Below are 23,055 nucleotides of genomic sequence, written 5' to 3'. Positions count from 1 at the left end.
GCCCCCCGCCCGGCCGCGCCAGGCCCTGCGGTCGGCAGGCGAACTGCTGCGCTCCCTGGGCGCCGATCTGACCACTCCGGCGCGCTCCACCGCGCCGCTGTTCGCCCACCGCTCCTCGCGCCTGCTGGGGGTGCTGCCGAACGCCGTCGCGGTCGCCTTCACCGTCGTCCTGCTCCCGGTCACCATCCAGGTGCTCGGTGACGACTACGGCGTGAACGGCGGTCTCGCCGGCGCGCTGGGCGTCGCGCAGGCGGCTCCGCTGCTGCTGGCCGCCACCCGCCCGCTGATCGCCTGGTGGATCGTGTGCACCGCCGATGTGGCGGGCGCCCTCGTGCTGCTCGGCGCGCCGGGGCTCGACGAGCGCTCCTGGCCCTGGACCCCGATGGTGATCGTCGGCTATCTGGTGCTCTGTCTGGGCCTGGCGCTGCGTGAGAGTCGACGCACCCTGGTGGCGGTCTGGCTGGTCACGGTCATCGCCTCACTGGGGCTCGGGTTCGTCGCCACGGAGCGCAGCGACGGCACCAATGTGCTGCTGATCGTGCTGAGCGGGATCGTCCTGCTGCTCGGCGGCGCGCTGCGCGAGCGATCCGAGGCCCAGCGGCGGCTGGCCGAGCAGGAGACCATCAGCGAGGCGGAGCGCGCCCAGCGGACGCTCCTGGAGGAGCGCGCCCGCATCGCCAGGGAGCTGCACGACGTGGTCGCGCACCACATGTCCGTCATCACCGTCCAGGCGGACAGCGCGCCGTTCCGTATCTCCGGCATCCCGGACGAGGCGCGGGAGGAGTTCGGCACCATCGCCGCCACGGCACGCGAGTCCCTCGCGGAGATGCGGCGGCTGCTGGGGGTGCTGCGCAGCGAGGAGGCCCGGGGCGAGCGGGAGCCGCAGCCGGGCCTGGAGAAGCTGGAGCAGCTGGTGGAGGCGACCGTACGCGCGGGCGTGCCCGCCGAACTGGCCGTCGACGGGCTCGCGGAGGGGCCGGACGGGAACGCGCCGGAACTGCCGCAGGCCGTGGCGCTGTCGGCGTACCGCATCGTGCAGGAGGCGCTCGCGAACGTCGTACGGCACGCGCCCGGCGCCGCCACCCGGGTCTCCGTCATCGGCGGCCCCGGGACGCTGACCGTCCTCGTCGTCAACGGGCCCCCGCCGGAGCCCGCGGGGGCGCCCCTGGAGACCTCCGGGACGGGGCACGGCCTGGTGGGCATGCGGGAGCGCGTACGGCTCGTGGGCGGCGACCTCGACACCGGGCCGCTGCCGGACGGCGGCTTCCGGGTGGCCGCGCGGCTCCCGCTGGACGCCCACGAGGAGCAGAACCCTGACGGCCGGAACGGAGAGGACCCGACAGCAGCATGAGTACGGGAGTGACCCGCGTGGTCATCGTCGACGACCAGGCCATGGTGCGGGCCGGATTCGCCGCACTGCTCGCCGCGCAGAGCGACATAGACGTCGTGGGCGAGGCGCCGGACGGCGCACAGGGCGTCGAGCTGTGCCGCCGCGCGCACCCCGACGTCGTGCTGATGGACGTGCGCATGCCGCAGATGGACGGCCTGGAGGCGGCACGGCAGCTGCTGAACCCGCCGCCCGGGGTGGCCCACCTGCCGAAGGTGCTGATGCTGACCACGTTCGACGTGGACGACTACGTCTACGAGGCGCTGCGCGCGGGCGCCAGCGGCTTTCTGCTCAAGGACGCGCCGCCCGCCGACCTGATCGCCGCCGTGCGGGTGGTGGCCGAGGGAGAGGCGCTGCTGGCGCCCTCCGTGACCCGGCGGCTCATCTCCGAGTTCGCCAGGCAGCGGGGCGGAGGCGGCGGCGGCCGCTCCTCCGGTGCGCGCGCCGCGCGCACCGCGGGCCCCTCGCGCACGGCGCTGCGGCTGAACGGGCTGACGGAGCGGGAGACCGAGGTCCTGGAACTGCTCGCGAGGGGGCAGTCGAACACGGAGATCGCCGAGTCGCTGGTGCTGGCGGAGCAGACGGTGAAGACGCATGTCAGCCGGATCTTCGCGAAGCTGGATCTGCGGGACCGGGCGCAGGCGGTCATCTTCGCGTACGAGTCCGGGCTGATCGCGCCGGGCGACCGCTGACGGCCGGGCACCGGCTGAGGCAGGTTCGCCGGTTCCGGCTCCGCCGGGCCGTGTCCGGGGGACCGTGCCGGGCAGGGGCTGCCCCTTGCTGACGCGTCGCAGTCCGCGGGTGCTCTGCAGCCGGTCGCGCCCCGCGGCGTAGCCGCTGTGGACACGGGCCCCGCGCCCCTTCGGGGCGCGCCATGAGAACGGTTTGCCGGGTCCGTGCCCCTGACAAGGCGGCGCCGCGGCTCGTCCACCCCCTACCCCGGTATCACCCGCGGGTTGGCTCTGCGGTGTGACGCCCGGCCGGCGGGCGTCCTCGCACTCTCCCTTCTGTCGCACAGGAGGGAGCACACCTATGAAGCGCCGCCTCAAGCGCGCCCTGATCGCCGTCGCGCTCTGTCTGGCCGCCATCGGCGGTACGACCGGGCTGGCGCTGGGCACCGAGCAGACGCCGGTGACCGGCCCCGCGCCCGGTGCCGCCGCCTGGCGGGCCGACGGCTCCCTGGGGCGGCAGCTCCCCGACCCGGCCACGGCGGGGCCGCGGCGCGTCGCCTCCTTCTTCGCCGGGCTGTCCCCCGCCCAGCGGCGGACGCTCGCGCACCGCCACCCGCTCACGGTCGGCAACCTCGACGGCGCGCCCGTCGGGCTGCGCTACACCGCGAACCGGCTGGCGCTGCGCGCCGAGCGGTCGGCGGCGCTGCGCCGCGCCGCCGACCCGGAGCTCACCCTGCAGGACCACCAGCACGCCCGGAAGAAGGCCGCGCGGTACGCCGAGCTGCTGTCCCCGGGGCGGCGGATCCTCGCGTTCGACCCGCGCGGCAGGGGGCAGGTGGCCGAGGTCTACGGCGATCTGGCGCGCGCGGAGCGCACCGCCGTGGTCGTGCCGGGCAGCGACATCGATCTGGCGTCCTTCGACCGCGGCGGCAGGAACCGGTACGGAAAGCCCGCCGGAATGGCGCGGTCGCTGCGCGCCGAGATGGCCGAGCGGGCGCCGGGCACCCGTACGGCGGTCGTCGCATGGGTCGGCTACACGACGCCCTCGGGGCTCGGCCCGGACGCCGCCACCGGGCGGCTCGCCGAGGCGGGCGCGCCCCGGCTGGCGCGCTTTCTGCGGGGGATGGCGCGGACCGGCGCCCCGGCCCCCGCGGTGTTCTGCCACAGCTACGGCTCGGTCGTGTGCGGGGAGGCCGCCGGGCGGCTGAGCCGCCGGGACGCCGGCGACCTCGTGGTGTTCGGCTCGCCCGGGATGCGCGCGGACTCCGCGGCCGATCTGCACTCGCCCGCCCGGGTCTGGGCGACCCGGGACCCCGGGGACTGGATCAGCAGGGTGCCCAACGTGGAGTTCCTCGGGCTGGGCCACGGCGCCGACCCGGCCTCCCCCGGGTTCGGGGCCCGGCTGGTCACCTCGGCGAAGGCCGAAGGACACGCGGGCTACTTCGCGCCGGGCACCGACTCGCTCGCCAACTTCGCCTCCATCGCCCTGCACGCGTACGGCTCCGTCCACTGCTCCGCCGCCTCGAAGGAGTGCAACGATGTCCGCTGACACGCTCTCCCCCGTACGGCACCGGGCACGCGCGGCGGTCGCCGCGGTGGAGGCGCGCACACCCGCCCACCGGGACCGGGCCCTGGACGGGCTGCGCGCTCTCGCACTGCTGTCCGTGCCCGCCGGGCACTGGCTGCTCGGCGGGTTCACCCGGGACCCGGACGGCACGCTGCGCAACGCCAGCCCGCTGGCCTCGCTCGACCTGTTCGCGCCGGCCAGCTGGGTGCTGCAGATGCTGGGCATCTTCTTCCTGGTGGGCGGCTACTCCTCGGTGCTGTCCTACCGGCGCTCCCGCGCCCGGGGCGCGTCGACGGGCGCGTGGCTGCGCGGGCGGCTGGTCCGGCTGGGCCGCCCGGTGCTCGGGGTGACGGCCGTGTGGGCGGCGCTGCTCCCGCTGCTGTCGGCGGCCGGTGTGCCGGGCGGCACCCTGCGGACGGCCGCGGTGCTGGTGGTGCAGCCCCTGTGGTTCGTCGGGATCTACGCCGGGGTCACGGCGCTGACGCCGTACTGTGTGCGCGCCACCCGGCTGCTGGGCCCCTGGGCGGCCGCTCCGCTGCTCGGCACGGTCGCCGTGGTCGACCTGCTGCGCTACGGCCCGTACGCCGCGGATGTGCCCTCCTGGGTGGGCCTGGTGAACCTGCTGCCCGGCTGGCTGTTCGCGTACCAGATCGGCGTCAGCTGGGGCGAGGGGCGGCTGCGCGACCGGCACGGCGGTTTCCTGCTCGGTGCGGGCGCGGCGCTGTTCGCGCTCCTGCTGCTCGTCTTCCACTACCCGGCGTCCATGGTGGGCGTTCCCGGTGCGGACCGGACGAACTCCCATCCGCCGTCGCTGCTGGTGCTCGCGCTGGCGGCGGTGCAGTGCGGCGCGGCGGTACTGCTGCGCGAGCGGCTCGCCCGGCTGCTGCGCCGGCCCGCGCTGTGGGCGCCTGTGGTGGCCGTCAATCTGGCGGCGATGACGATCTTCTGCTGGCACCAGTCGGCGCTGCTGGCGGTCGCCCTGCCGAGCGCGCCGCTGGGGGCGCTCGGCGGGCTGACGACGGCGCCGGACTCGCTCGGCTGGGTGCTGGCGCGGCTCGCCTGGCTGCCGGTCTTCGCCACGGCGCTGGTCGCGCTGGGCAGTGTCACGCGCCGGTTCGACGCGCCGTGGACGGGGGTGCCGCGCGCCGGCCGCACGCTGGCGGCCGTGCTCGCCGGGGCCTTCGCCGTCTACGCCTTCGCCGTCGTATAGATGTCGATCTTGTGGTCGAGTACCGCGAGGGTGCCCTGGAGCTCCGCGATGCGGCCCAGCACGTTCTCGCGGGTGGCCAGCAGGAGTTCCTTGCGCTCGGCGACCGTGCTCTCGCCCTCCCGTACGAGCTCGGCGTAGCGCACCATGTCGGCGACCGGCATGCCGGTCAGCCGCAGCTTGGCGACGAGCCGCAGCCAGTCCAGGTCCCTGTTGCTGAAGCGCCGCTGCCCGGTCTGCGACCTGTCGACGTGCGGCATCAGTCCGATCCGCTCGTACCAGCGCAGGGTGTGGGCGCTCAGGCCGCTGACCGCCGCGACCTCACTGATCGTGTACCTGTCCTCCCCGTCGGGGCGGGGGTTGGGCTTCACCTCGTTCTGGCAGTACAAGACATCCGCGCGCGCTGTGTCCATCACCGTCATACTGTGAACGCTACGGACTTGGAGCGCACTCCAAGCAAGGGCAAAATCCGCGTGAGCTCCCCGGCGTCCCCGGACGTTAGGCTCGGTGCCATGGAGAGCCTGGACAGTCTGCGGACGATCGAGACCTGGCCGGTGCCCACGGCCGCCGCTGCCGTCGTACGTGCGGACGGCGCTGTCGCGGGGACGCACGGGCCCACGGGGCAGCGTTTCGAGCTCGCCTCCGTCACCAAGCCGCTGAGCGCCTACGCGGCGCTGCTGGCGCTGGAGGAGGGCGCCGTGGAGCTGGACGAGCCGGCGGGCCCCCAGGGCGCCACGGTGCGGCATCTGCTGGCGCACACCTCCGGGCTGGCCTTCGACGAGCACCAGGTGGTGGCGGAGCCGGGCACCCGGCGGATCTACTCCAACGCGGGCTTCGAGGCGCTGGCCGACCACCTCGCGAAGGCGACCGACATCCCCTTCGCGCAGTATCTGCGGGAAGCGGTGCTGGAGCCGCTGGGCATGCGCGCGACGGAGCTGTCCGGCTCCCCGGCCAAGGACGCCGTCTCCACAGTGGACGACCTGGTCCGGTTCGCGGCCGAACTGCAGGCGCCGCGGCTGCTGCACCGCTCGACGCTGGACGCGGCGACCTCCGTGGTCTTCCCCGGGCTGAACGGTGTGCTGCCGGGCTACGGGCAGCAGAAGCCGAACGACTGGGGGCTGGGCTTCGAGATCCGGGGCGCCAAGTCGCCGCACTGGACGGGGGCCTCCTCCTCCGCCCGGACGTTCGGCCACTTCGGGCAGTCGGGCACCTTCCTGTGGGTCGACCCGGACGCGGGGGCGGCGTGTGTGGCCCTGGCGGACCGCGCCTTCGGCCCCTGGGCGGTCGAGGCGTGGCCCCAGTTCACCGACGCCGTGCTCCGTGAACTGGGCGCTGCGCGGGACCCGGCACGCTCCCCCCGACACGCCTGACGCGCGCCAGCGCGCTAGCCGTACACCGGCTCGGCGTGCATCTCCCACATCAGCAGCTCCGCGTCCGTCTCGGCGCGGGCCTCCAGGGCGTGTGCGTCGGCGATACGGGCCGCGTCGCCGGTGCGCAGGGTCGCCCCGTCCAGCACCGCCTGGCCGCGCACCACATGGACGTACGCCCAGGCCGCGTCCGGGACCGCCGTGCGCGCGCCCGCGGCCAGCCGCCGTACGTGCAGCACCGCGTCGGTGCGGGGCAGCGCGAAGGGCGTGTTGTCGGCGATGCCGTGCACCACCTCGTACTCCGGCGGGGTGCCGAACTCGCCGGGCACCAGCCACATCTGCACGAACCGCAGCGGCCCCGCGCCCGCGTTGCGCTCGGTGTGCCGCACGCCGCTGCCCGCGCTGAGCCGCTGGACGTCGCCGGGGCGTACGAGGGAGGTCTGGCCGGTGGAGTCGCGGTGCTCCAGTTCGCCCTCGGCCACCCAGGTGACGATCTCCACATCCCGGTGCGGGTGGAGGGCGAATCCGGCGCCGCGCGCGAGCCGCTCCTCGTTGCAGGCCACCAGCAGTCCGAAGCGCACGTTGTCCGGGTCGTAGTGGCCGGAGAAGGAGAAGGCGTGCCGGGTGTCGATCCCGGCGTCCGCTTCGCCTCCCCGGTACCGGTCCTCCGCTCGCCATACCTGCGTCATGGGCCCCACCGTAGACGCCGCGCCTGCGGTGCGCCGCGAGCGCGGTTCGCCCCAGGTCCCGCGCACACCGCGGAATGAGGCAGGCTTGTTCCGTGCCAGAACCCACAGACCCGTCCCAGCACCCGCACGCCGCCACGCTCCGCCGCCTGGAGCAGTCCTCGGGCAAGCTCGCGGCTGCGGCCATCGCGCGCATGGACGAGCAGTTGCCGTGGTATCGCGCGATGCCGCCGGAGAACCGCTCGTGGATCGGCCTGGTCGCACAGGCGGGCATCGCCGCGTTCACCGAGTGGTTCCGGCATCCGGAGACCCCGCAGGCCATCAGCACCGACGTGTTCGGCACGGCGCCCCGCGAGCTGACCCGGGCGATCACGCTGCGGCAGACCGTGGAGATGGTGCGCACCACCATCGAGGTCGTCGAGACCGCGATCGACGAGGTGGCCGCGCCCGGCGACGAGTCGGTGCTGCGGGAGGCGCTGCTGGTGTACGCGCGGGAGATCGCGTTCGCCACCGCGCAGGTGTACGCGCAGGCGGCGGAGGCGCGCGGCGCCTGGGACGCGCGGCTGGAGTCGCTGGTCGTCAACGCGGTGCTCTCCGGTGAGGCGGACGAGGGCGCGGTCTCCCGCGCGGCGGCGCTGGGCTGGAACTCCCCCGAGCACGTCGCCGTGGTGCTGGGCACGGCCCCGGACGGGGACAGCGAGCTGACCGTCGAGGCGATCCGCAGGGCCTCGCGGCACGCCAAGCTGCAGGTGCTGACGGGCGTGCTGGGCAGCCGTCTGGTGGTGATCGCGGGCGGCTCGGACGACCCGCTGCGCGCCGCGAAGTCCCTGATCGGGCCGTTCGCCGCCGGTCCGGTGGTGGCCGGGCCCGTGGTGGGGGACCTGCTGGCGGCGACGCGCTCGGCGCAGGCCGCGATGGCCGGGCTCAAGGCGTGCGCCGCGTGGCCGGACGCACCGCGCCCGGTGCTCGCCGACGACCTGCTGCCGGAGCGCGCGATGGCGGGTGATCCCGTGGCGCGCGAGCTGCTGGTGGAGGAGATCTACAGACCGCTGGAGGCGGCGGGTTCCGCGCTGCTGGAGACGCTGAGCGTCTATCTCGAACAGGCGAGTAGCCTGGAGGGAGCGGCACGGATGCTGTTCGTGCACCCCAACACCGTGCGCTACCGGCTCCGACGTGTGACAGATGTCACCGGGTGGTCACCCTCCGATGTGCGGTCCGCATTCACGCTCCGTATCGCGCTCATCCTCGGGAGGCTCGCCGAGTACGGGCGCCAGCCCTAGGCTGATCCCGCTTTTTGTTCAGGGTCCACAATTCCCCTCCCGGTTCTTCGTCCCCGTCCCCACCGGCGGGGACCACAGTCCACAAGAGAGAGTGAGAGAGTGCTCGTACTCGTCGCTCCCGGCCAAGGCGCTCAGAAGCCTGGCCTGCTGACCCCCTGGCTCGAACTTCCCGGCGCGGCCGACCGGCTCGCCGAGTGGTCCGCCGCGATCGACTTCGACCTGGTGCACTACGGCACCGAGGCCGACGCCGACGCGATCCGTGACACGGCCGTGGCGCAGCCTCTCCTGGTCGCCGCCGGCCTGCTCTCGGCCGAGGTCCTGCTGGACCGGCGGCTGGAGGAGGCGGCCGGCGCCGACGGGCCGCTGCGGGCCGTCGGCGCCGTCGCCGGGCACAGCGTCGGAGAGCTCGTCGCCGCGGCGCTGGCGGGCGTGCTGACGCCCGAGACGGCGCTCCGGCTGGTGCGCACCCGCGGCCGGGTCATGGCCGAGGCGGCCGGCACCGGCGAGACCGGGATGTCCGCGGTGCTCGGCGGGGACCCGGAGGTGGTCCTCGCACACCTGGCCAAGCTGGACCTGGTGCCCGCGAACCAGAACGGCGCCGGGCAGATCGTCGCGGCGGGCAGCTCGGAGGCGCTCGCCGCGCTCGCGGCGGACCGCCCGGACAAGGCGCGGGTCGTGGCGCTGAAGGTCGCAGGCGCCTTCCACACGGACCATATGGCCCCGGCCTCCTCCGCGATGGAGGAGGCCGTCGAGGGTGTACGGGCCGGCGACCCGGACGTCCGCTATGTGTCCAACCTCGACGGGCGGACCGTCGAGTCGGGTCCGGAGGTGGTGCGGCGGCTGGTCCACCAGATCTCGGCGCCGGTGCGCTGGGACCTGTGCATGGAGACCTTCGAGGAGCTGGGGGTCACCACACTGATCGAGCTGTGCCCCGGCGGCACTCTCACCGGGCTCGCCAAGCGGGCCATGCCCGATGTGCGGAGGCTGGCCCTGAAGACCCCCGGCGACCTCGACCCGGCTCGCGAGCTCCTCGCCGAGCACCTGCCCTCCTGAACCGAGGAGTCCTGACCAGCATGACCGCGAAGATCAAGCCCCCGCAGGGCTCCCCGTACGCGCGCATCATCGGGGTCGGCGGCTACCGGCCGACCCGGATCGTCCCGAACGAGGAGATCCTCAAGCACATCGACTCCTCCGACGAGTGGATCCGCTCCCGCTCGGGCATCGCGACCCGGCACTGGGCGAGCCCCGAGGAGACGGTCGCGGAGATGACCCTGGAGGCGGCGGGCAAGGCCATCGCCGACGCCGGCATCTCCGCCGGCGAGATCGGCGGCGTGATCATGGCCACGGTCTCGCACTTCAAGCAGACCCCGGCCATCGCCACCGAGATCGCCCACAGGATCGGCGCCGGCCGGGCCGCCGCGTTCGACGTCAACGCGGGCTGCGCGGGCTTCGGCTACGGGCTGACGCTGGCCAAGGGCATGATCGCCGACGGCAGCGCGCGGCATGTGCTGGTAGTGGGCGCCGAGCGGCTCTCGGACCTGACCGACCTCACCGACCGCTCCACCGCCTTCCTGTTCGGGGACGGCGCCGGCGCCGTCGTCGTCGGCCCCGCCGACGAGCCGGGGATCGGGCCGAGCGTCTGGGGCTCGGAGGGCGACAAGGCGGACGTCATCTCGCAGACCATCCCGTGGGACGGCTTCCGGGTGGGCGACCTGGCCCAGCTGCCGGTCGGCGAGAACGGCGAGCTGAAGTTTCCCGCGCTGCGCCAGGAGGGCCAGACGGTCTTCCGCTGGGCCGTCTTCGAGATGGCCAAGGTCGCGCAGCAGGCCCTCGACGCCGCCGGGATAACGGCACAGGACCTGGACGTCTTCATCCCGCACCAGGCCAATATGCGCATCATCGACTCGATGGTGAAGACCCTCAAACTGCCGGAGCACGTCACGGTCGCCCGCGATGTGGAGTCCACTGGCAACACCTCCGCTGCCTCCATTCCGCTGGCGATGGAGCGCCTGCTGGCGACCGGGCAGGCGAAGAGCGGCGACACCGCCCTCATTATCGGCTTCGGGGCGGGTCTCGCTTACGCGGCCACGGTCGTTACCCTCCCCTAGTCACAAGATCCCAGCAGCCCCGTACAACGGCGTCGGGCGCTGCGGACCACCGCAACCATCGAAGGAGCGCCGCAATGGCCGCCACGCAGGAAGAGATCGTCGCCGGTCTCGCCGAGATCGTCAACGAGATCGCCGGCATCCCCGCCGAGGACGTCAAGCCCGAGAAGTCCTTCACCGACGACCTGGACGTCGACTCGCTGTCCATGGTCGAGGTGGTCGTCGCCGCCGAGGAGCGGTTCGACGTGAAGATCCCGGACGACGACGTCAAGAACCTCAAGACCGTGCGGGACGCCACGGAGTACATCCTCAAGCACCAGGGCTGAGCCCTCCTGTTGACGCGTTTGTCGCCATCCGGCCGCTCCGGGTGGCTCAAACGGGATCATCCCCGACCAGTGGAGAGAGAATTCCAGTGAACGCGACCAATCGCACTGTGGTCGTCACCGGTATCGGCGCAACCACACCGCTGGGTGGCGACAGCGCATCGACCTGGGAGGGCCTCGTCGCGGGACGCTCGGGCGTCCGCCTCCTGGAGGAGGAGTGGGCGCAGGACCTGCCCGTGCGGATGGCCGCGCGCGTCGCGGTCGAGCCGACCGAGTCCATTCCGCGGCCCCAGGCCAGGAAGCTGGACCGCTCGGCCCAGTTCGCGCTCGTCGCGGCCCGTGAGGCATGGGCCGACGCGGGCTTCACCGCGCGCGCCGGCGAGGACGCCTCGGTCAACCCGGACCGGCTCGGCGCCATCGTGGCGTCCGGCATCGGCGGGGTGACCACGCTGCTCGGCCAGTACGACACGCTGCTGGAGAAGGGCTTCCGGCGGGTCTCGCCGCACACCGTTCCGATGCTGATGCCCAACGGTCCTGCGGCCAACGTCGGCCTGGAGGTCAACGCGCGCGCCGGGGTGCACACCCCGGTCAGCGCCTGCGCCTCGGGCTCCGAGGCGGTGGGCTACGGCATCGAGATGGTGCGCACGGGCCGCGCCGACGTGGTGATCGCGGGCGGCACGGAGGCGGCACTGCACCCGCTGCCGATCGCCGCGTTCGCCAACATGATGGCGATGTCCAAGAACAACGAGGACCCGCAGGGCGCCTCGCGCCCGTTCGATGTGAGCCGGGACGGCTTCGTGATGGGCGAGGGCTCCGGCCTGATCGTACTGGAGTCCGAGGAGCACGCGCGGCGCCGCGGGGCGCGGGTGTACGCCGAGGCCGTCGGCCAGGGCATCTCCGCCGACAGCCACGACATCGTGCAGCCCGAGCCGTCCGGCAACGGCATCGCGCACGCGCTGCAGAACCTGACCTCGGACACCACACTGGTCCCGGCCGAGATCGCGCACATCAACGCGCACGCGACCTCGACCCCGCAGGGCGACCTGGCGGAGATCAGGGCGCTGCGCAAGGTCTTCGGCGACGACGTGGACCACATGGCCGTCTCGGCGACCAAGTCGATGACGGGCCACCTGCTCGGCGGCGCGGGCGGGGTGGAGACGGTGGCCACGCTGCTGGCGCTGCACCACCGCACGGCTCCGCCGACCATCAACATCGACGAGCTCGACCCGGAGGCGGACGCGGACATCGTGCGCGGCGAGGCGCGGGAGCTGCCGGCCACCGGCCGGATCGCCGCGCTGAACGACTCCTTCGGCTTCGGCGGCCACAACATGGTGCTGGCCTTCCGCACGGTCTGAGCGAGCCGCTCGGACAGCAGGCGGTGTAAGGGGCGCCCTCCCGGGAGGGCGCCCCTTACATGCGAGGGCGGTACCCGCTCCGGGACGGGACGCGCTCACACCACCTGGTGGAGCCAGCGGACGGGGGCTCCCTCGCCCGCGTAGCGGAACGGCTCCAGCTCGTCGTCCCAGGGCTTGCCCAGCAGGCGGGCGATCTCGGCCGCGAGGTCGCTCTCGCCCCGCGAGGCCCGCGCCACCGCGGCGCGCAGCCGGTCCTCGGGGATCAGGATGTCCCCGTGCAGCCCGGTCACGGCGTGGAAGATCCCCAGCTCGGGCGTCGAGCTGTAGCGCTCGCCCTCGGCCGTGGGGCACGGCTCGGCGGTGACCTCGAAGCGCAGCAGGTGCCACCCGCGCAGCGCGGACGCCAGCTTGGAGGCCGTGCCGGGGTCGCCCTGCCAGGAGAACTCGGCGCGCCAGGTGCCGGGCGAGGCCGGCTGTCTGATCCAGTCGAGGCTGACGCGGGCGCCGAGTACGCCCGCTACGGCCCACTCGACGTGGGGGCACAGCGCGCGGGGCGCCGAGTGGATGTACAGAACTCCACGTGTCGTCACCGGGACCTCCAGTGCGGTCCGAGGGTCGCCTCGCCGAGCGGCCTCGATCACCTACCGGTCATGCGCCGGTTCAGCGCCTGACATTTTTGCACCATCGGTCACTTCTTCACCAGCTCCCGAGGTTACGAATAGTAAACACCACTGCGCTCATTTCTCCCCGAAAGGGACAGGAAGTGACGCGAGGTAATATTTCCCTGCCAGCGTGCGCCCGGCGGTCGCCCGCCACAGCAAAGCTACCGTGTGTACGGCACAGAGCGTGTGACGTATCGTCGGACGCCGACCAGTCGACCAGGGGGCTCGATGAGCGAATGCCGCAGCGAATCCGGTGACCGGACCGGCTCGCGCACCCGGCCGTCGCGCCGTTTACGAAGCCGCTCCGCCCTCGCCTGCACCGCCGTCCTGGCGGCTACGGCGACCCTCGCCGCCTCCTGCGGCGGATCCTCCTCCGGCAGCTCGAACAGCGGCAGCGAGAAGCCGAAGCCCTCGCCCACCCGCATCTGGGACCGGAGCCCGGACTCGCTCGCCGCCGTGGGGGACTCCATCACCCGCGGCTTTGACGCCTGCTCGGTGCTGTCCGACTGTGTGAAGGTCTCCTGGGCCACGGGCAGCGAGCCCGAGGTCAAGAGCCTCGCGCACCGGCTGCTCCGCAGCTCCGGGGGCAAGAGCTGGAACTACGCGAAGACCGGCGCCGTCATCGACGACCTCGCCGGGCAGATGCTGAAGGCCGCGGCGGCCAAGCCCGAGATGGTCACGGTGATGAGCGGCGCCAACGACGCGTGCGCGAAGAACCCCGAGGACATGACGTCCGTCTCGGACTACCGCGCCGGCTTCAAGAGGGCGCTGCGGGTGCTGCGCGCCGAGCGGCCCACGACCCAGGTGTATGTGTCGAGCGTGCCGGACCTCAGGCGGCTGTGGGAGGTGGGGAAGGAGAACGTGCTGGCCAAGCAGGTGTGGAAGCTGGGCATCTGCCAGTCGGTCCTCAAGGACTCCGACGCCACGGACCAGGCCGCCACGGACCGGCGCACACGCGTACGGGACCGGGTCAAGGCGTACAACTCCGTGCTGAAGGACGAGTGCGCCAAGGACCGGCGGTGCCGGTACGACAACGGCGCGGTCTTCTCCTACCGCTTCACCAAGTCCGAGCTCAGCAAGTGGGACTGGTTCCACCCCAACAAGAAGGGCCAGGGCAAGCTGGCCGAGCTCGCCTACGAGCGGATCACCGAGCGCCGCTGACCCCGGCGCGGGCCCGCGGGAAGAATCTGAACTTCCCCGCTCCGACGCATTGACGTGCCTCCGACGTGCTCAATAGATTTCGCGACAGCATTTCGAACGTGTTACGAAATCTCGAACACACCGAGAGGTCACTGTCGTGCGCATCACCCACATCTCCAGTCATGTCGTCGGAACCCCCTGGCGCAACCTCACCTATATCCAGGTGCACACCGACGAAGGGCTGACCGGCGTCGGCGAGACCCGGATGCTGGGCCACACCGACGCGCTGCTCGGCTATCTGCGCGAGGCGGCGGACCACCACATCGTCGGCTCGGACCCGTTCGCCGTCGAGGACCTGGTGCGCCGGATGAAGTACGGCGACTACGGCCGGGCCGGGGAGATCGTGATGTCGGGCATCGCCTGTGTGGAGATGGCCTGTTGGGACATCAAGGGCAAGGCGCTGGGCGTTCCGGTCTGGCAGCTCCTCGGCGGCAAGGTCACCGACCGGGTGAAGGCGTACGCCAACGGGTGGTACACGACCGAGCGCACCCCCGAGGCGTACCACAAGGCCGCGCAGGCGGTGGTGGAGCGGGGCTACCGCGCCCTGAAGATCGACCCGTTCGGCACCGGCCACTTCGAGCTGGACCACGATGCGACGCGGTACGCGGTCTCCCTCATCGAGGCCGTGCGGGACGCCATCGGACCGCGCACCGAGCTGATGCTGGAGATGCACGGCCGGTTCAGCCCGTCCACCGCGGTGCGGCTGGCGAAGGAGATGGCGCCGTTCCACCCCGCGTGGCTGGAGGAGCCGGTGCCGCCGGAGAACCTCAGGGCGCTCGCCAAGGTCGCGGACAGGGTGGACATGCCGGTGGCCACCGGTGAACGGATCCACGACCGCATCGAGTTCCGCGAGCTGTTCGAGTCCCAGGCCGCCGACATCATCCAGCCCGACCTCGGCCACCTCGGCGGCATCCTGGAGACCCGCAAGCTCGCCGCGACGGCCGAGACCCACTACATGCTCGTCGCGCCGCACAACGTGGGCGGCCCGGTGCTCACCGCCGCATCGCTGCAACTCGCGGGCTGCACCCCGAACTTCAAGATCCTGGAGCACTTCAACGACTTCGCGGACGCCGGGATCCGGAAGGTCGTCAAGGGGGCACCGCAGGTGGTGGACGGGTACTTCGAGCTGCCGCAGGCGCCCGGCCTCGGCGTGGAGCTGGACACCGAGGCGGCGGCGGAATTCCCGCAGCAGCGCGCGCGGTTCGACCTGTGGGCCGAAGGCTGGGAGAAGCGGAATCCGGCCGAGGGGACGGAGAAGTGACGTCAGCGCCGCCGAAGGCCCGCGCCATCGTCGTCGACCGGCCGCAGCAGCACCGGCTCGTCAGCGGCCCGCGGCCCGAACCGGAGCCGGGCGAGGCGCGCGTGGCCGTCCATGCGGCGGGGGTGTGCGCCAGCGACCGCGAGCTGTACGACGGCACCCGCGCCGAGGGGTATGTGCGCTACCCCGTCACCCCGGGCCACGAGTGGTCCGGCACCGTCGACGCGGTCGGCGAGGGCGTCGACCCGGGGCTGGTGGGCCGGAAGACCGTCGCCGAGGGCTTCCGCGCCTGCCTGCGCTGCGCACGCTGCCGGGAGGGCGCCACCAGCCTGTGCACCAGCGGCTACGACGAGACCGGGTTCACCCAGCCCGGCGGCTTCGCGGACTGGCTGGTGCTGCCGGCCCGGCTGCTGCATCCGCTGCCGGACGGCGCCGATCTGCGGGCCGCCGCGCTGCTGGAGCCCGCAGCGGTGGTCGCCGCCGCGGTGCTGGCGGGCGCTCCGCGCCCCGGGGAGCGGGTCGCGGTGGTCGGCGCGGGCACGCTGGGGCTGCTGACCGTGCAGCTGCTCACCGCCTCGTCGCCTGCCGAGCTGCTGGTGGTCGACCCGCGGGCGCAGCGCGGAGGGCTGGCGCTGACGATGGGCGCGACCCTGGCCCGTACGCCCGAGGAGATGGCCAAGTCGGCGGACGAGGTGCGGGACTACGACCTGGTGGTGGAGACCGCCGGGGCGCCGCGCACCGCGCACGACGCCTGCCTGCTGGCGCGGCGGGGCGGCCGGGTGGTGCTCACGGGGATGTTCGAGCCGGGAGCGGTGGGCATCGACCCGGTGCATCTGTCGGTCAGTCAGCTCACCGTCCGCTCCGTCTTCGGCGCCTCGTCCGCCGCCTGGTCGTACGCGGTACGGGCGTTCTCCGCCGGGCTGCTCGACCCGGCGGGGCTGATCACACATGAGCTGCCGCTGGAGCGGTTCGGGGAGGCCGTCGGACTCGTCGGCAGCGGCGACCCGGGAGTGGGCAAGGTCCTGCTGCGCCCTTAGCACGGGGGAAGGAAGCCCGGGGGCAGCAGGGGGCAGCCCCGACCCGGCGCGTCGCGCCCATCGGCTCGTACGACATCCGAAATACCGAACAACCTCTCAGTCAGGAGTGCCGTGATATCCGCTTCCCCCGGCCCCCGCCGCCCCGCCGCGGCGGCACTGGCCGCGCTCGGCCTGGACGCACCCGCCGAGCACCCCGACGACGCCTCGCCGCACGCCTTCCCGGACGGCGGCACCTGGCGCACCGAGATCCCCTCGTGCGAGGGCCCGGAGGCCCTGGCCACCGTGCTCAAGGAGGCCGGCACGCTGGACGTCCCGATCCACCGGATCAGCCAGGGCAGCGGCGTGTGGATGCTGACCGACGCGGAGATCGCGGAGATGGTCGACGCGTGCGCCCAGCACGACATCGAGCTGTGCCTGTTCACCGGCCCGCGCGGCACCTGGGACATCGGGGCCGCCACCCGCAGCGACAGCGGCGGCGCCGGGCTGCGCGCCCGGGGCCACGACGCGGTGGCGGCCTGCGTGGAGGACGCGCTGCGCGCCGCGTCGCTCGGTGTGAAGTGCCTGCTGGTGGCCGACGAGGGGGTGCTGTGGCTGCTGCACCGGCTGCGGGCGAGCGGCGAACTGCCCGCCGAGATCACCTTCAAGGTGTCCGCGCTGATCGGCCCGGTGAACCCCGTCACCTACCGCCTGCACGAACGGCTGGGCGCCGACTCGCTGAACATTCCCTCGGATCTGACCTTCCAGCACCTGACCGAAATCCGTAGGGTCAGCCGGGCGCCGATGGACTTCTACCTGGAAGCCCCCGACGACCTCGGAGGCTATGTACGGATGTACGACGCGGCCGAGCTGATCCGGCGGGGCGCGCCGATCTATCTGAAGTTCGGTCTCAGCAAGGCGCCGGGCATCTACCCCTACGGTGCCCAGCTGCGCGACGTGGCCCTGGACTCGGCCCGCGAACGCGTACGCCGGGGCCGTCTCGCCCTCGATCTGCTCGCCCGGCTCGGCGCCGACGGCGGCATGTCCCCGCTGGGCTCCCGCCTCCCGGGCGAGCTCACGCGCTTCCCCCTCCCCGAGAGGAGCTGACCCATGCGTATTCGGCGCATACGGCACACCGCCGCACTGTCCGCCGCCGCGCTGCTCGTCGCCTCGCTCGCCGCCTGCGGCCAGGAGGCCAAGGGCGGCAGCCGCTACAAGCCCGACAAGGGCAAGGGCGGCACGATCGGACTGGCCATGCCCACCAAGTCCTCCGAACGGTGGATCGCCGATGGCGAGAACATGGCGAAGCAGTTCGAGAAGGCGGGCTACAAGACCGACCTCCAGTACGGCGACGACAAGGTGGAGAACCAGGTCGCCCAGCTGGAGAACATGGTCGCCAAGGGCCACCGGCTGCTCGTCATCGCCGCCATCGACGGCTCCGCGCTGACCAATGTGCTGCGCCGCGCCAAGGACGCCAACATCCCGGTGATCTCCTACGACCGCCTCATCCTCGGCACCGAGAACGTCGACTACTACGCCTCCTTCGACAACGAGCGGGTCGGCGAGCTCCAGGGCCAGTACCTGGTCGACAAGCTGAAGCTGGACGAGAAGAAGAACGACAAGTTCAACATCGAGCTCTTCGCGGGCTCACCGGACGACAACAACACCCGGTACTTCTGGAACGGCGCCATGAAGGTGCTGCGCCCGTACCTGAAGAAGGGCCAGCTGGTCGTCCGCTCCAAGCAGACCAGGATGAACCAGGCCACCACGCTGCGCTGGGACGGCGGCACCGCGCAGAAGCGGATGGACGACCTGATCAGCAAGAGCTACGGCTCCGAGCGGGTCGACGCGGTGCTCTCGCCGTACGACGGGATCTCCATCGGCATCCTCTCGGCCCTCAAGAGCGCGGGCTACGGCACCAAGTCCAAGCCGTATCCCCTCGTCACCGGTCAGGACGCCGAGCTGGCCTCCATCAAGTCCATCATCGCGGGCAAGCAGACACAGACGGTCTACAAGGACTTCCGCAAGCTCGCCAAGCAGACCGTCCAGATGGGCGACGCCGCGCTCAACGACAAGAAGGTCGAGGTCAACGACACCAAGTCGTACGACAACGGCAAGAAGGTCGTGCCCGCCTACCTCCTCAAGCCGGTCAGCATCGACAAGTCCAACACCCAGCGGCTCATCGACGACGGCACCTACAAGGCGGGGCAGCTCAAGTGACGGCGCCCATCCTGGAGATGCGCGCCATCACCAAGACCTTCCCCGGGGTCACCGCGCTCTCCGACGTCAACTTCACCGTCGCGCCCGGGGAGATCCACGCGATCTGCGGCGAGAACGGCGCGGGCAAGTCCACGCTGATGAAGGTGCTCAGCGGGGTCCATCCGCACGGCAGCTACGAGGGCGAGATCCTCTTCGGGGGCGAGCCCGTGGCGTTCAAGGACATCCGCGCCAGCGAGCGGCGCGGCATCGTCATCATCCACCAGGAGCTGGCGCTCATCCCCCATCTCTCGATCGCCGAGAACATCTTCCTCGGCAACGAGGTCGCCACCAACGGGGTGATCAGCTGGAACGAGACGCTGCGCCGGGCCACCGGGCTGCTGCGGCGGGTGGGGCTGCCGGACAAGCCGCAGACCCGGATCTCGGACATCGGGGTGGGGCGGCAGCAGCTGGTGGAGATCGCCAAGGCGCTCTCCAAGGAGGTGCGGCTGCTCATCCTCGACGAGCCGACGGCCGCGCTCAACGACGAGGACAGCGGCAAGCTGCTGGACCTCATCCTGGAGCTGCGGGAGCAGGGCATCGCCTGCATCATGATCTCGCACAAGCTGAACGAGATCCGCCGGGTGGCCGACTCCGTCACCATCCTGCGCGACGGCCGCACCATCGAGACCCTCGCCGTGCGGGAGAGCTCGGGAGAGACGGCCGACGTCTCCGAGGACCGGATCATCCGCGGGATGGTCGGCCGGGATCTCGACAACCGCTTCCCCGAGCGGACCCGCTACACGGGCGAGGACGCGGGCCGCACGGCGCTGTCCGTCGCCAACTGGACGGTCCGGCACCCGATCGACCAGCAGCGCAAGGTCGTGGACAACGTTTCCCTCACGGTGCGGCGCGGGGAGATCGTCGGCATCGCGGGCCTGATGGGCGCGGGCCGCACGGAGCTGGCCATGAGCGTCTTCGGCCGCTCGTACGGGCGGTACGAGAGCGGCACCGTCCAGGTCGACGAGACCGAGGTGCGCACCAGGACCGTCCCGGAGGCCGTCAAGCACGGCATCGCGTATGTCACCGAGGACCGCAAGACGTACGGCCTCAACCTCATCGACAACATCAACCGCAACATCTCGCTGGCCTCGCTGCCGGGGCTCGCCCCGCGCGGGGTGGTGCACGAGCACGAGGAGCGGCGGGTCGCGGAGCGCTACCGCGAGTCGATGAACATCAAGGCGCCCACGGTCTTCGAGGTGGTGCAGCGGCTCTCCGGCGGCAACCAGCAGAAGGTCGTGCTCAGCAAGTGGATCCACGCCGACCCGGACGTGCTGATCCTGGACGAGCCCACCCGCGGGATCGACATCGGCGCCAAGTACGAGATCTACGCCGTCATCGACCAGCTGGCCGCGCGGGGCAAGGCGGTGCTGTTCATCTCCTCGGAGCTGCCCGAGCTGCTGGGGATGTGCGACCGGATCTACACCATGGCGGCGGGCCGGATGACCGGCGAGGTGCCCCGCGAGGAAGCCACCCAGGAAGTGCTCATGCGCCATATGACCAAGGACAGAAGCTGAGGCCCCCATGACCACCACGTCCACGCCACCCACCGACACTCCCCCGGGCCGCGACGGCGGGGGCCAGTCCCGGTCCCCCGGAGCCGTGCTGCTGCGGAGCCTGCGCACCAACATGCGGCAGTACGGCATGCTGGTCGCGCTGGCGTTCATCATCGTGCTGTTCCAGATATGGACGGACGGCACGCTGCTGCTGCCGAACAACGTCTCCAATCTGATCCAGCAGAACAGCTATATCCTCATCCTGGCCATGGGGATGATGCTGGTCATCGTCGCGGGCCATATCGACCTGTCCGTCGGCTCGCTGGTGGCCTTCGTCGGCGCCATGTCCGGCGTCATGATCATCAAACATGACTTCCCCTGGGTGCTGGCGCTGATCATCTCCCTGCTGATCGGCGCGGCGGCCGGGGCCTGGCAGGGCTTCTGGATCGCGTATGTGGGCATCCCGGCGTTCATCGTGACGCTGGCCGGGATGCTGCTCTTCCGGGGCGCCACCCAGATCGTGCTGGAGGGCCAGTCGATCGCCCCCTACCCCGAGGGCTTCCAGAACATCGCTCAGGGCTTCATCCCGGAGATGGGCCCGTACACGCAGTACCACAACCCCACGCTGGTGCTGGGCGTGCTCGTGACCGCCTTCCTGCTCTTCCAGGAGTGGCGCGACCGCCGCCGTCAGGTGCAGTACGAGCTGGACGTGCTGCCGTTCAACATCTGGGTGCTCAAGTGCGTGGCCATCGTGGCGGCCGTGGTGGCGTTCACGCTGACGCTCGCCAGCTTCCGGGGCGTGCCGGTGGTGCTCCTGATCATGTGCGGGCTGCTGATCGGCCTGGGCTATGTGATGCGGAACGCGGTCATCGGGCGGCACATCTACGCGCTGGGCGGCAACAAGGCGGCGGCCAAGCTGTCCGGCGTCAAGGACCAGCGGGTGACGTTCCTGGTCTTCGTCAACATGGGCGTGCTCGCCGCGCTGGCGGGCGTGGTCTACGCGGCGCGGCTGAACGCGGCCACGCCGAACGCGGGGAACGTGTTCGAACTGGAGGCCATCGCGGCGTGCTTCATCGGCGGCGCCTCCATGAGCGGCGGTGTCGGCACCGTACTGGGCGCCGTGATCGGCGGCCTGGTGCTGGGCGTGCTCAACAACGGCATGTCCCTGGTCGGCATCGGTACGGACTACCAGCAGGTGATCAAGGGCCTGGTGCTGCTGGCCGCGGTCGCCTTCGACGTCTGGAACAAGCGGAGGGTGGGCTCCTGAGATGGACACCGACACGAGCAGAAGGACGGTCCTGGCCGCGGCGGGCGGCCTCGCGGCGGCAGGCGCGCTGAGCGGCACCGCGCGGGCCCAGAGCGGCGGACACGGGACGGGAGGGGCCATGCGGCGGCCGGTCAAGGAGCACTTCGGCACCCTGGAGGACGGCACCGCCGTGGAGCGGTGGACCCTGGCCCACGGCGGCACCCGGCTGGGGGTGCTCAGCTTCGGCGGCGCGGTGCAGACCCTGGAGGTGCCCGACCGGCGCGGCAGACGGGCCAACATCTCGCTCAGCTTCGACACCCTGGACGCCTACGTCGCGCACGGCGACCACTTCGGCGCCCTCATCGGCCGCTACGGCAACCGCATCGCAGACGGCCGCTTCACCCTCGACGGGACGACGCACCAGCTGCCGCAGAACGACGGCGAGCACAGCCTGCACGGCGGTCCGAACGGATTCGACCGCCGGGTGTGGGACATCGAGCCGTTCGAGAAGCGCTCCGGGGTCGGCCTCACCCTCCGCTACACCAGCGCGGACGGCGAGGCGGGCTACCCCGGCGAGCTGGCGGTCCGCGTGGACTACACGCTGACCCCGCGCGGGCACTTCCGTATCGACTACGAGGCGACGACCACGAAGCCCACCGTCGTCAACCTCACCAACCACACCTACTTCAACCTGGCGGGCGAGGGCAGCGGCGACGTGTACGACCACGAACTGCGGCTGGCCGCCGGGCGCTACACGCCCGTCGACGAGACCCTGATCCCCACCGGCGAGCTCGCCCGGGTCGCGGGCTCGCCGTTCGACTTCCGCCGCGCCAAGCCGCTGGGGAAGGACCTGCGCGAGGCCCACCAGCAGATCCTGTACGGGCGGGGCATCGACCACAACTACGTGCTGGACAAGGGCGCGACACGGTCCCCGCAGCCGTTCGTCACCGTCCGCGAGCCCTCCTCCGGGCGGGTGATGCGGATCGCGACGACGGAGCCGGGCGTGCAGCTGTACTCCGGCAACTTCCTGGACGGCACCGGGGTCGGGCCCTCCGGGCGCACCTACCGCCAGGGCGACGGCTTCTGCCTGGAGACCCAGCACTTCCCGGACAGCCCGAACCAGCCGGACTTCCCGTCAACGGTGCTGCGCCCGGGGGAGACGTACCGGACGACCACGGTGCACGCGTTCAGCACCCGCTGACGCGACGCGCCGCCGCACCCCCGGACGGCGGCGGGGCCGCCCCCTGACAGCGGCCCCGCCGCCCCTCACCAGGAGCCGCGGAGCGCCGTGAGGGCCACCGTGGTGTAGGGCATCGTGAAGCCGCCGCCCAGACCGTCGATGGCGGACCCGACGGCCTCCAGCACCCGCGCCGTGCTGTCCTCGGGGAGCCGGGTGAGGGAGCCGTGGGTGCGCATCTGGTCGAGCCAGGCGTCCCGGGTGTAGTCCCGCTCCCACGCGAAGCGCCACTCCTCCGGCTCGCGGAAGCCGCCCGCTTCCCGTATCCCGTCGGCGGCCCGGGTGAGGAGCACGTCGTAGGACTCCGTGGCCTTTCGCCCCAGGGGGGCGGCGAAGGGCGAGTCGGGCGCCACCTGCCGGTAGGCGGCGGCGAGGGCGTCCGCCACCTCGGCCGGGGGCTGGAACACATGCCAGAAGGCCGCCAGCGGGCCGCCGGGCCGCAGCACCCGCGCCGCCTGGGCGGCGCCCGCCACCGGGTCCACCCAGTGCCACGCCTGACCGCTGACGACGGCGTCGAACTCCCGCCCGTCCGGGTCCCAGTCCTCGAAGGCCGCCACCTCGACCGCCACCCCGGCGCGCCGCGCGAAGGCGGCCAGCCGTGCGTCGGGGTCGACGCCGAGCACGGTGCGGCCCGCCGCCCGGAACTGCCGGGCCGCGATGCCGGTGCCGCAGCCGACGTCGAGCAGATCGGGGGCGGGGCCGGGGCCGGGCGCCGCCCGCACGATCCGGTCCACGAGGG

The 23,055-nt window shown here is 72.2% G+C and carries 22 protein-coding genes; 18 read left to right on the top strand and 4 right to left on the bottom strand.

Annotated features, from left to right (window positions below; all coding sequences use genetic code 11):
* The 4 genes from G5C65_RS09005 to G5C65_RS08990 form a co-directional block, all read left to right on the top strand.
* Nucleotides 1-1,351 (top strand): sensor histidine kinase (locus G5C65_RS09005; protein WP_420903293.1); only part of this gene is annotated, 1,351 nt, incomplete at its 5' end.
* Nucleotides 1,348-2,079, top strand: coding sequence for a response regulator transcription factor (locus tag G5C65_RS09000; protein WP_165298194.1), 732 nt, complete (start codon nucleotides 1,348-1,350; stop codon nucleotides 2,077-2,079). The genes G5C65_RS09005 and G5C65_RS09000, both read left to right, overlap by 4 nt.
* Before the next feature lie 340 nt (nucleotides 2,080-2,419).
* Nucleotides 2,420-3,607, top strand: a complete 1,188-nt coding sequence (locus G5C65_RS08995) for an alpha/beta hydrolase (protein ID WP_165298193.1) — start codon at nucleotides 2,420-2,422, stop codon at nucleotides 3,605-3,607.
* Nucleotides 3,597-4,835, top strand: a complete 1,239-nt coding sequence (locus tag G5C65_RS08990; protein WP_165298192.1) for an acyltransferase family protein — start codon at nucleotides 3,597-3,599, stop codon at nucleotides 4,833-4,835. The genes G5C65_RS08995 and G5C65_RS08990 overlap by 11 nt, the downstream gene beginning before the upstream one ends.
* On the opposite strand, the gene G5C65_RS08985 is transcribed toward G5C65_RS08990, so the two are convergent.
* Nucleotides 4,814-5,254 carry a MerR family transcriptional regulator gene (locus tag G5C65_RS08985; RefSeq protein ID WP_165298191.1) on the bottom strand — a complete coding sequence of 147 codons (441 nt, stop codon included), beginning with the start codon at nucleotides 5,252-5,254 and terminating at the stop codon, nucleotides 4,814-4,816. The two genes, G5C65_RS08990 and G5C65_RS08985, sit on opposite strands and share 22 nt — an antisense overlap.
* Before the next feature lie 90 nt (nucleotides 5,255-5,344).
* Between G5C65_RS08985 and G5C65_RS08980 the strand changes: the two genes are divergently transcribed.
* Nucleotides 5,345-6,202 (top strand): serine hydrolase domain-containing protein, encoded by an 858-nt coding sequence (locus G5C65_RS08980; RefSeq protein ID WP_165298190.1) that lies wholly within the window; start codon nucleotides 5,345-5,347, stop codon nucleotides 6,200-6,202.
* 14 nt (nucleotides 6,203-6,216) lie between these two features.
* Here the strand turns inward: G5C65_RS08980 and G5C65_RS08975 are convergent, their stop codons facing one another.
* On the bottom strand, nucleotides 6,217-6,888 hold the full coding sequence (locus G5C65_RS08975) for a pirin family protein (protein ID WP_206441415.1): 672 nt from the start codon (nucleotides 6,886-6,888) through the stop codon (nucleotides 6,217-6,219).
* 92 nt (nucleotides 6,889-6,980) lie between these two features.
* On the opposite strand from G5C65_RS08975, the gene G5C65_RS08970 reads away from it, so the two are divergent.
* From G5C65_RS08970 to G5C65_RS08950, 5 genes are all read left to right on the top strand, one after another.
* Nucleotides 6,981-8,165 (top strand): PucR family transcriptional regulator, encoded by a 1,185-nt coding sequence (locus G5C65_RS08970; RefSeq protein WP_338146289.1) that lies wholly within the window; start codon nucleotides 6,981-6,983, stop codon nucleotides 8,163-8,165.
* A 99-nt stretch (nucleotides 8,166-8,264) separates the two neighbouring features.
* Complete coding sequence (locus tag G5C65_RS08965) at nucleotides 8,265-9,218, top strand: acyltransferase domain-containing protein (protein ID WP_165298187.1); 954 nt, start codon at nucleotides 8,265-8,267, stop codon at nucleotides 9,216-9,218.
* Between the two features lie 20 nt (nucleotides 9,219-9,238).
* Complete coding sequence (locus G5C65_RS08960) at nucleotides 9,239-10,273, top strand: ketoacyl-ACP synthase III (RefSeq protein ID WP_165298186.1); 1,035 nt, start codon at nucleotides 9,239-9,241, stop codon at nucleotides 10,271-10,273.
* A gap of 74 nt (nucleotides 10,274-10,347) precedes the next feature.
* Complete coding sequence (locus G5C65_RS08955; RefSeq protein ID WP_165298185.1) at nucleotides 10,348-10,596, top strand: acyl carrier protein; 249 nt, start codon at nucleotides 10,348-10,350, stop codon at nucleotides 10,594-10,596.
* An 86-nt stretch (nucleotides 10,597-10,682) separates the two neighbouring features.
* Nucleotides 10,683-11,948: a beta-ketoacyl-ACP synthase II gene (locus G5C65_RS08950; RefSeq protein WP_165298184.1), complete on the top strand. Its 1,266-nt coding sequence runs from the start codon at nucleotides 10,683-10,685 to the stop codon at nucleotides 11,946-11,948.
* A gap of 95 nt (nucleotides 11,949-12,043) precedes the next feature.
* Here G5C65_RS08950 and G5C65_RS08945 read toward each other — a convergent pair whose 3' ends face one another.
* Nucleotides 12,044-12,538, bottom strand: coding sequence for a DUF3145 family protein (locus tag G5C65_RS08945; protein ID WP_165298183.1), 495 nt, complete (start codon nucleotides 12,536-12,538; stop codon nucleotides 12,044-12,046).
* 300 nt (nucleotides 12,539-12,838) lie between these two features.
* On the opposite strand from G5C65_RS08945, the gene G5C65_RS08940 reads away from it, so the two are divergent.
* From G5C65_RS08940 to G5C65_RS08905, 8 genes are all read left to right on the top strand, one after another.
* The gene (locus tag G5C65_RS08940) at nucleotides 12,839-13,771 is read left to right on the top strand and encodes an SGNH/GDSL hydrolase family protein (protein ID WP_165298182.1); all 933 of its coding nucleotides are present in this window, start codon (nucleotides 12,839-12,841) and stop codon (nucleotides 13,769-13,771) included.
* 136 nt (nucleotides 13,772-13,907) lie between these two features.
* The gene (locus G5C65_RS08935; RefSeq protein WP_165298181.1) at nucleotides 13,908-15,071 is read left to right on the top strand and encodes an enolase C-terminal domain-like protein; all 1,164 of its coding nucleotides are present in this window, start codon (nucleotides 13,908-13,910) and stop codon (nucleotides 15,069-15,071) included.
* Nucleotides 15,068-16,105 (top strand): alcohol dehydrogenase catalytic domain-containing protein, encoded by a 1,038-nt coding sequence (locus G5C65_RS08930; RefSeq protein ID WP_165298180.1) that lies wholly within the window; start codon nucleotides 15,068-15,070, stop codon nucleotides 16,103-16,105. Before G5C65_RS08935 ends, G5C65_RS08930 begins: the two co-directional genes overlap by 4 nt.
* A gap of 114 nt (nucleotides 16,106-16,219) precedes the next feature.
* Nucleotides 16,220-17,188 carry a hypothetical protein gene (locus G5C65_RS08925; RefSeq protein WP_420903294.1) on the top strand — a complete coding sequence of 323 codons (969 nt, stop codon included), beginning with the start codon at nucleotides 16,220-16,222 and terminating at the stop codon, nucleotides 17,186-17,188.
* Nucleotides 17,189-17,191: 3 nt separating this feature from the next.
* Nucleotides 17,192-18,301, top strand: coding sequence for a multiple monosaccharide ABC transporter substrate-binding protein (chvE, locus tag G5C65_RS08920; protein ID WP_165298178.1), 1,110 nt, complete (start codon nucleotides 17,192-17,194; stop codon nucleotides 18,299-18,301).
* Between the two features lie 17 nt (nucleotides 18,302-18,318).
* On the top strand, nucleotides 18,319-19,854 hold the full coding sequence (mmsA, locus tag G5C65_RS08915) for a multiple monosaccharide ABC transporter ATP-binding protein (protein ID WP_165298195.1): 1,536 nt from the start codon (nucleotides 18,319-18,321) through the stop codon (nucleotides 19,852-19,854).
* Between the two features lie 7 nt (nucleotides 19,855-19,861).
* Nucleotides 19,862-21,100, top strand: coding sequence for a multiple monosaccharide ABC transporter permease (mmsB, locus tag G5C65_RS08910; RefSeq protein ID WP_165298177.1), 1,239 nt, complete (start codon nucleotides 19,862-19,864; stop codon nucleotides 21,098-21,100).
* Between the two features lies 1 nt (nucleotide 21,101).
* A complete protein-coding gene (locus G5C65_RS08905) occupies nucleotides 21,102-22,280 on the top strand; it encodes an aldose epimerase family protein (protein WP_165298176.1) in 1,179 nt (392 codons plus the stop codon).
* 65 nt (nucleotides 22,281-22,345) lie between these two features.
* On the opposite strand, the gene G5C65_RS08900 is transcribed toward G5C65_RS08905, so the two are convergent.
* The coding region (locus tag G5C65_RS08900; protein ID WP_165298174.1) for a class I SAM-dependent methyltransferase at nucleotides 22,346-23,055 on the bottom strand (710 nt) is incomplete at its 5' end.

The sequence above is a fragment of the Streptomyces boncukensis genome, from assembly GCF_011045075.1.
GTDB lineage: Bacteria > Actinomycetota > Actinomycetes > Streptomycetales > Streptomycetaceae > Streptomyces > Streptomyces boncukensis.
This window is presented reverse-complemented; position numbering and strand designations above follow the sequence as displayed.

Coding starts and splice junctions, on each gene's coding strand:
- G5C65_RS09000 (WP_165298194.1), top strand. CDS start 1,348: ATGAGTACGGGAGTGACCCGCGTGGTCATCGTCGACGACCAGGCCATG.
- G5C65_RS08995 (WP_165298193.1), top strand. CDS start 2,420: ATGAAGCGCCGCCTCAAGCGCGCCCTGATCGCCGTCGCGCTCTGTCTG.
- G5C65_RS08990 (WP_165298192.1), top strand. CDS start 3,597: ATGTCCGCTGACACGCTCTCCCCCGTACGGCACCGGGCACGCGCGGCG.
- G5C65_RS08985 (WP_165298191.1), bottom strand. CDS start 5,254: ATGACGGTGATGGACACAGCGCGCGCGGATGTCTTGTACTGCCAGAAC.
- G5C65_RS08980 (WP_165298190.1), top strand. CDS start 5,345: ATGGAGAGCCTGGACAGTCTGCGGACGATCGAGACCTGGCCGGTGCCC.
- G5C65_RS08975 (WP_206441415.1), bottom strand. CDS start 6,888: ATGACGCAGGTATGGCGAGCGGAGGACCGGTACCGGGGAGGCGAAGCG.
- G5C65_RS08960 (WP_165298186.1), top strand. CDS start 9,239: ATGACCGCGAAGATCAAGCCCCCGCAGGGCTCCCCGTACGCGCGCATC.
- G5C65_RS08955 (WP_165298185.1), top strand. CDS start 10,348: ATGGCCGCCACGCAGGAAGAGATCGTCGCCGGTCTCGCCGAGATCGTC.
- G5C65_RS08940 (WP_165298182.1), top strand. CDS start 12,839: ATGAGCGAATGCCGCAGCGAATCCGGTGACCGGACCGGCTCGCGCACC.
- chvE (WP_165298178.1), top strand. CDS start 17,192: ATGCGTATTCGGCGCATACGGCACACCGCCGCACTGTCCGCCGCCGCG.
- mmsA (WP_165298195.1), top strand. CDS start 18,319: ATGCGCGCCATCACCAAGACCTTCCCCGGGGTCACCGCGCTCTCCGAC.
- mmsB (WP_165298177.1), top strand. CDS start 19,862: ATGACCACCACGTCCACGCCACCCACCGACACTCCCCCGGGCCGCGAC.
- G5C65_RS08905 (WP_165298176.1), top strand. CDS start 21,102: ATGGACACCGACACGAGCAGAAGGACGGTCCTGGCCGCGGCGGGCGGC.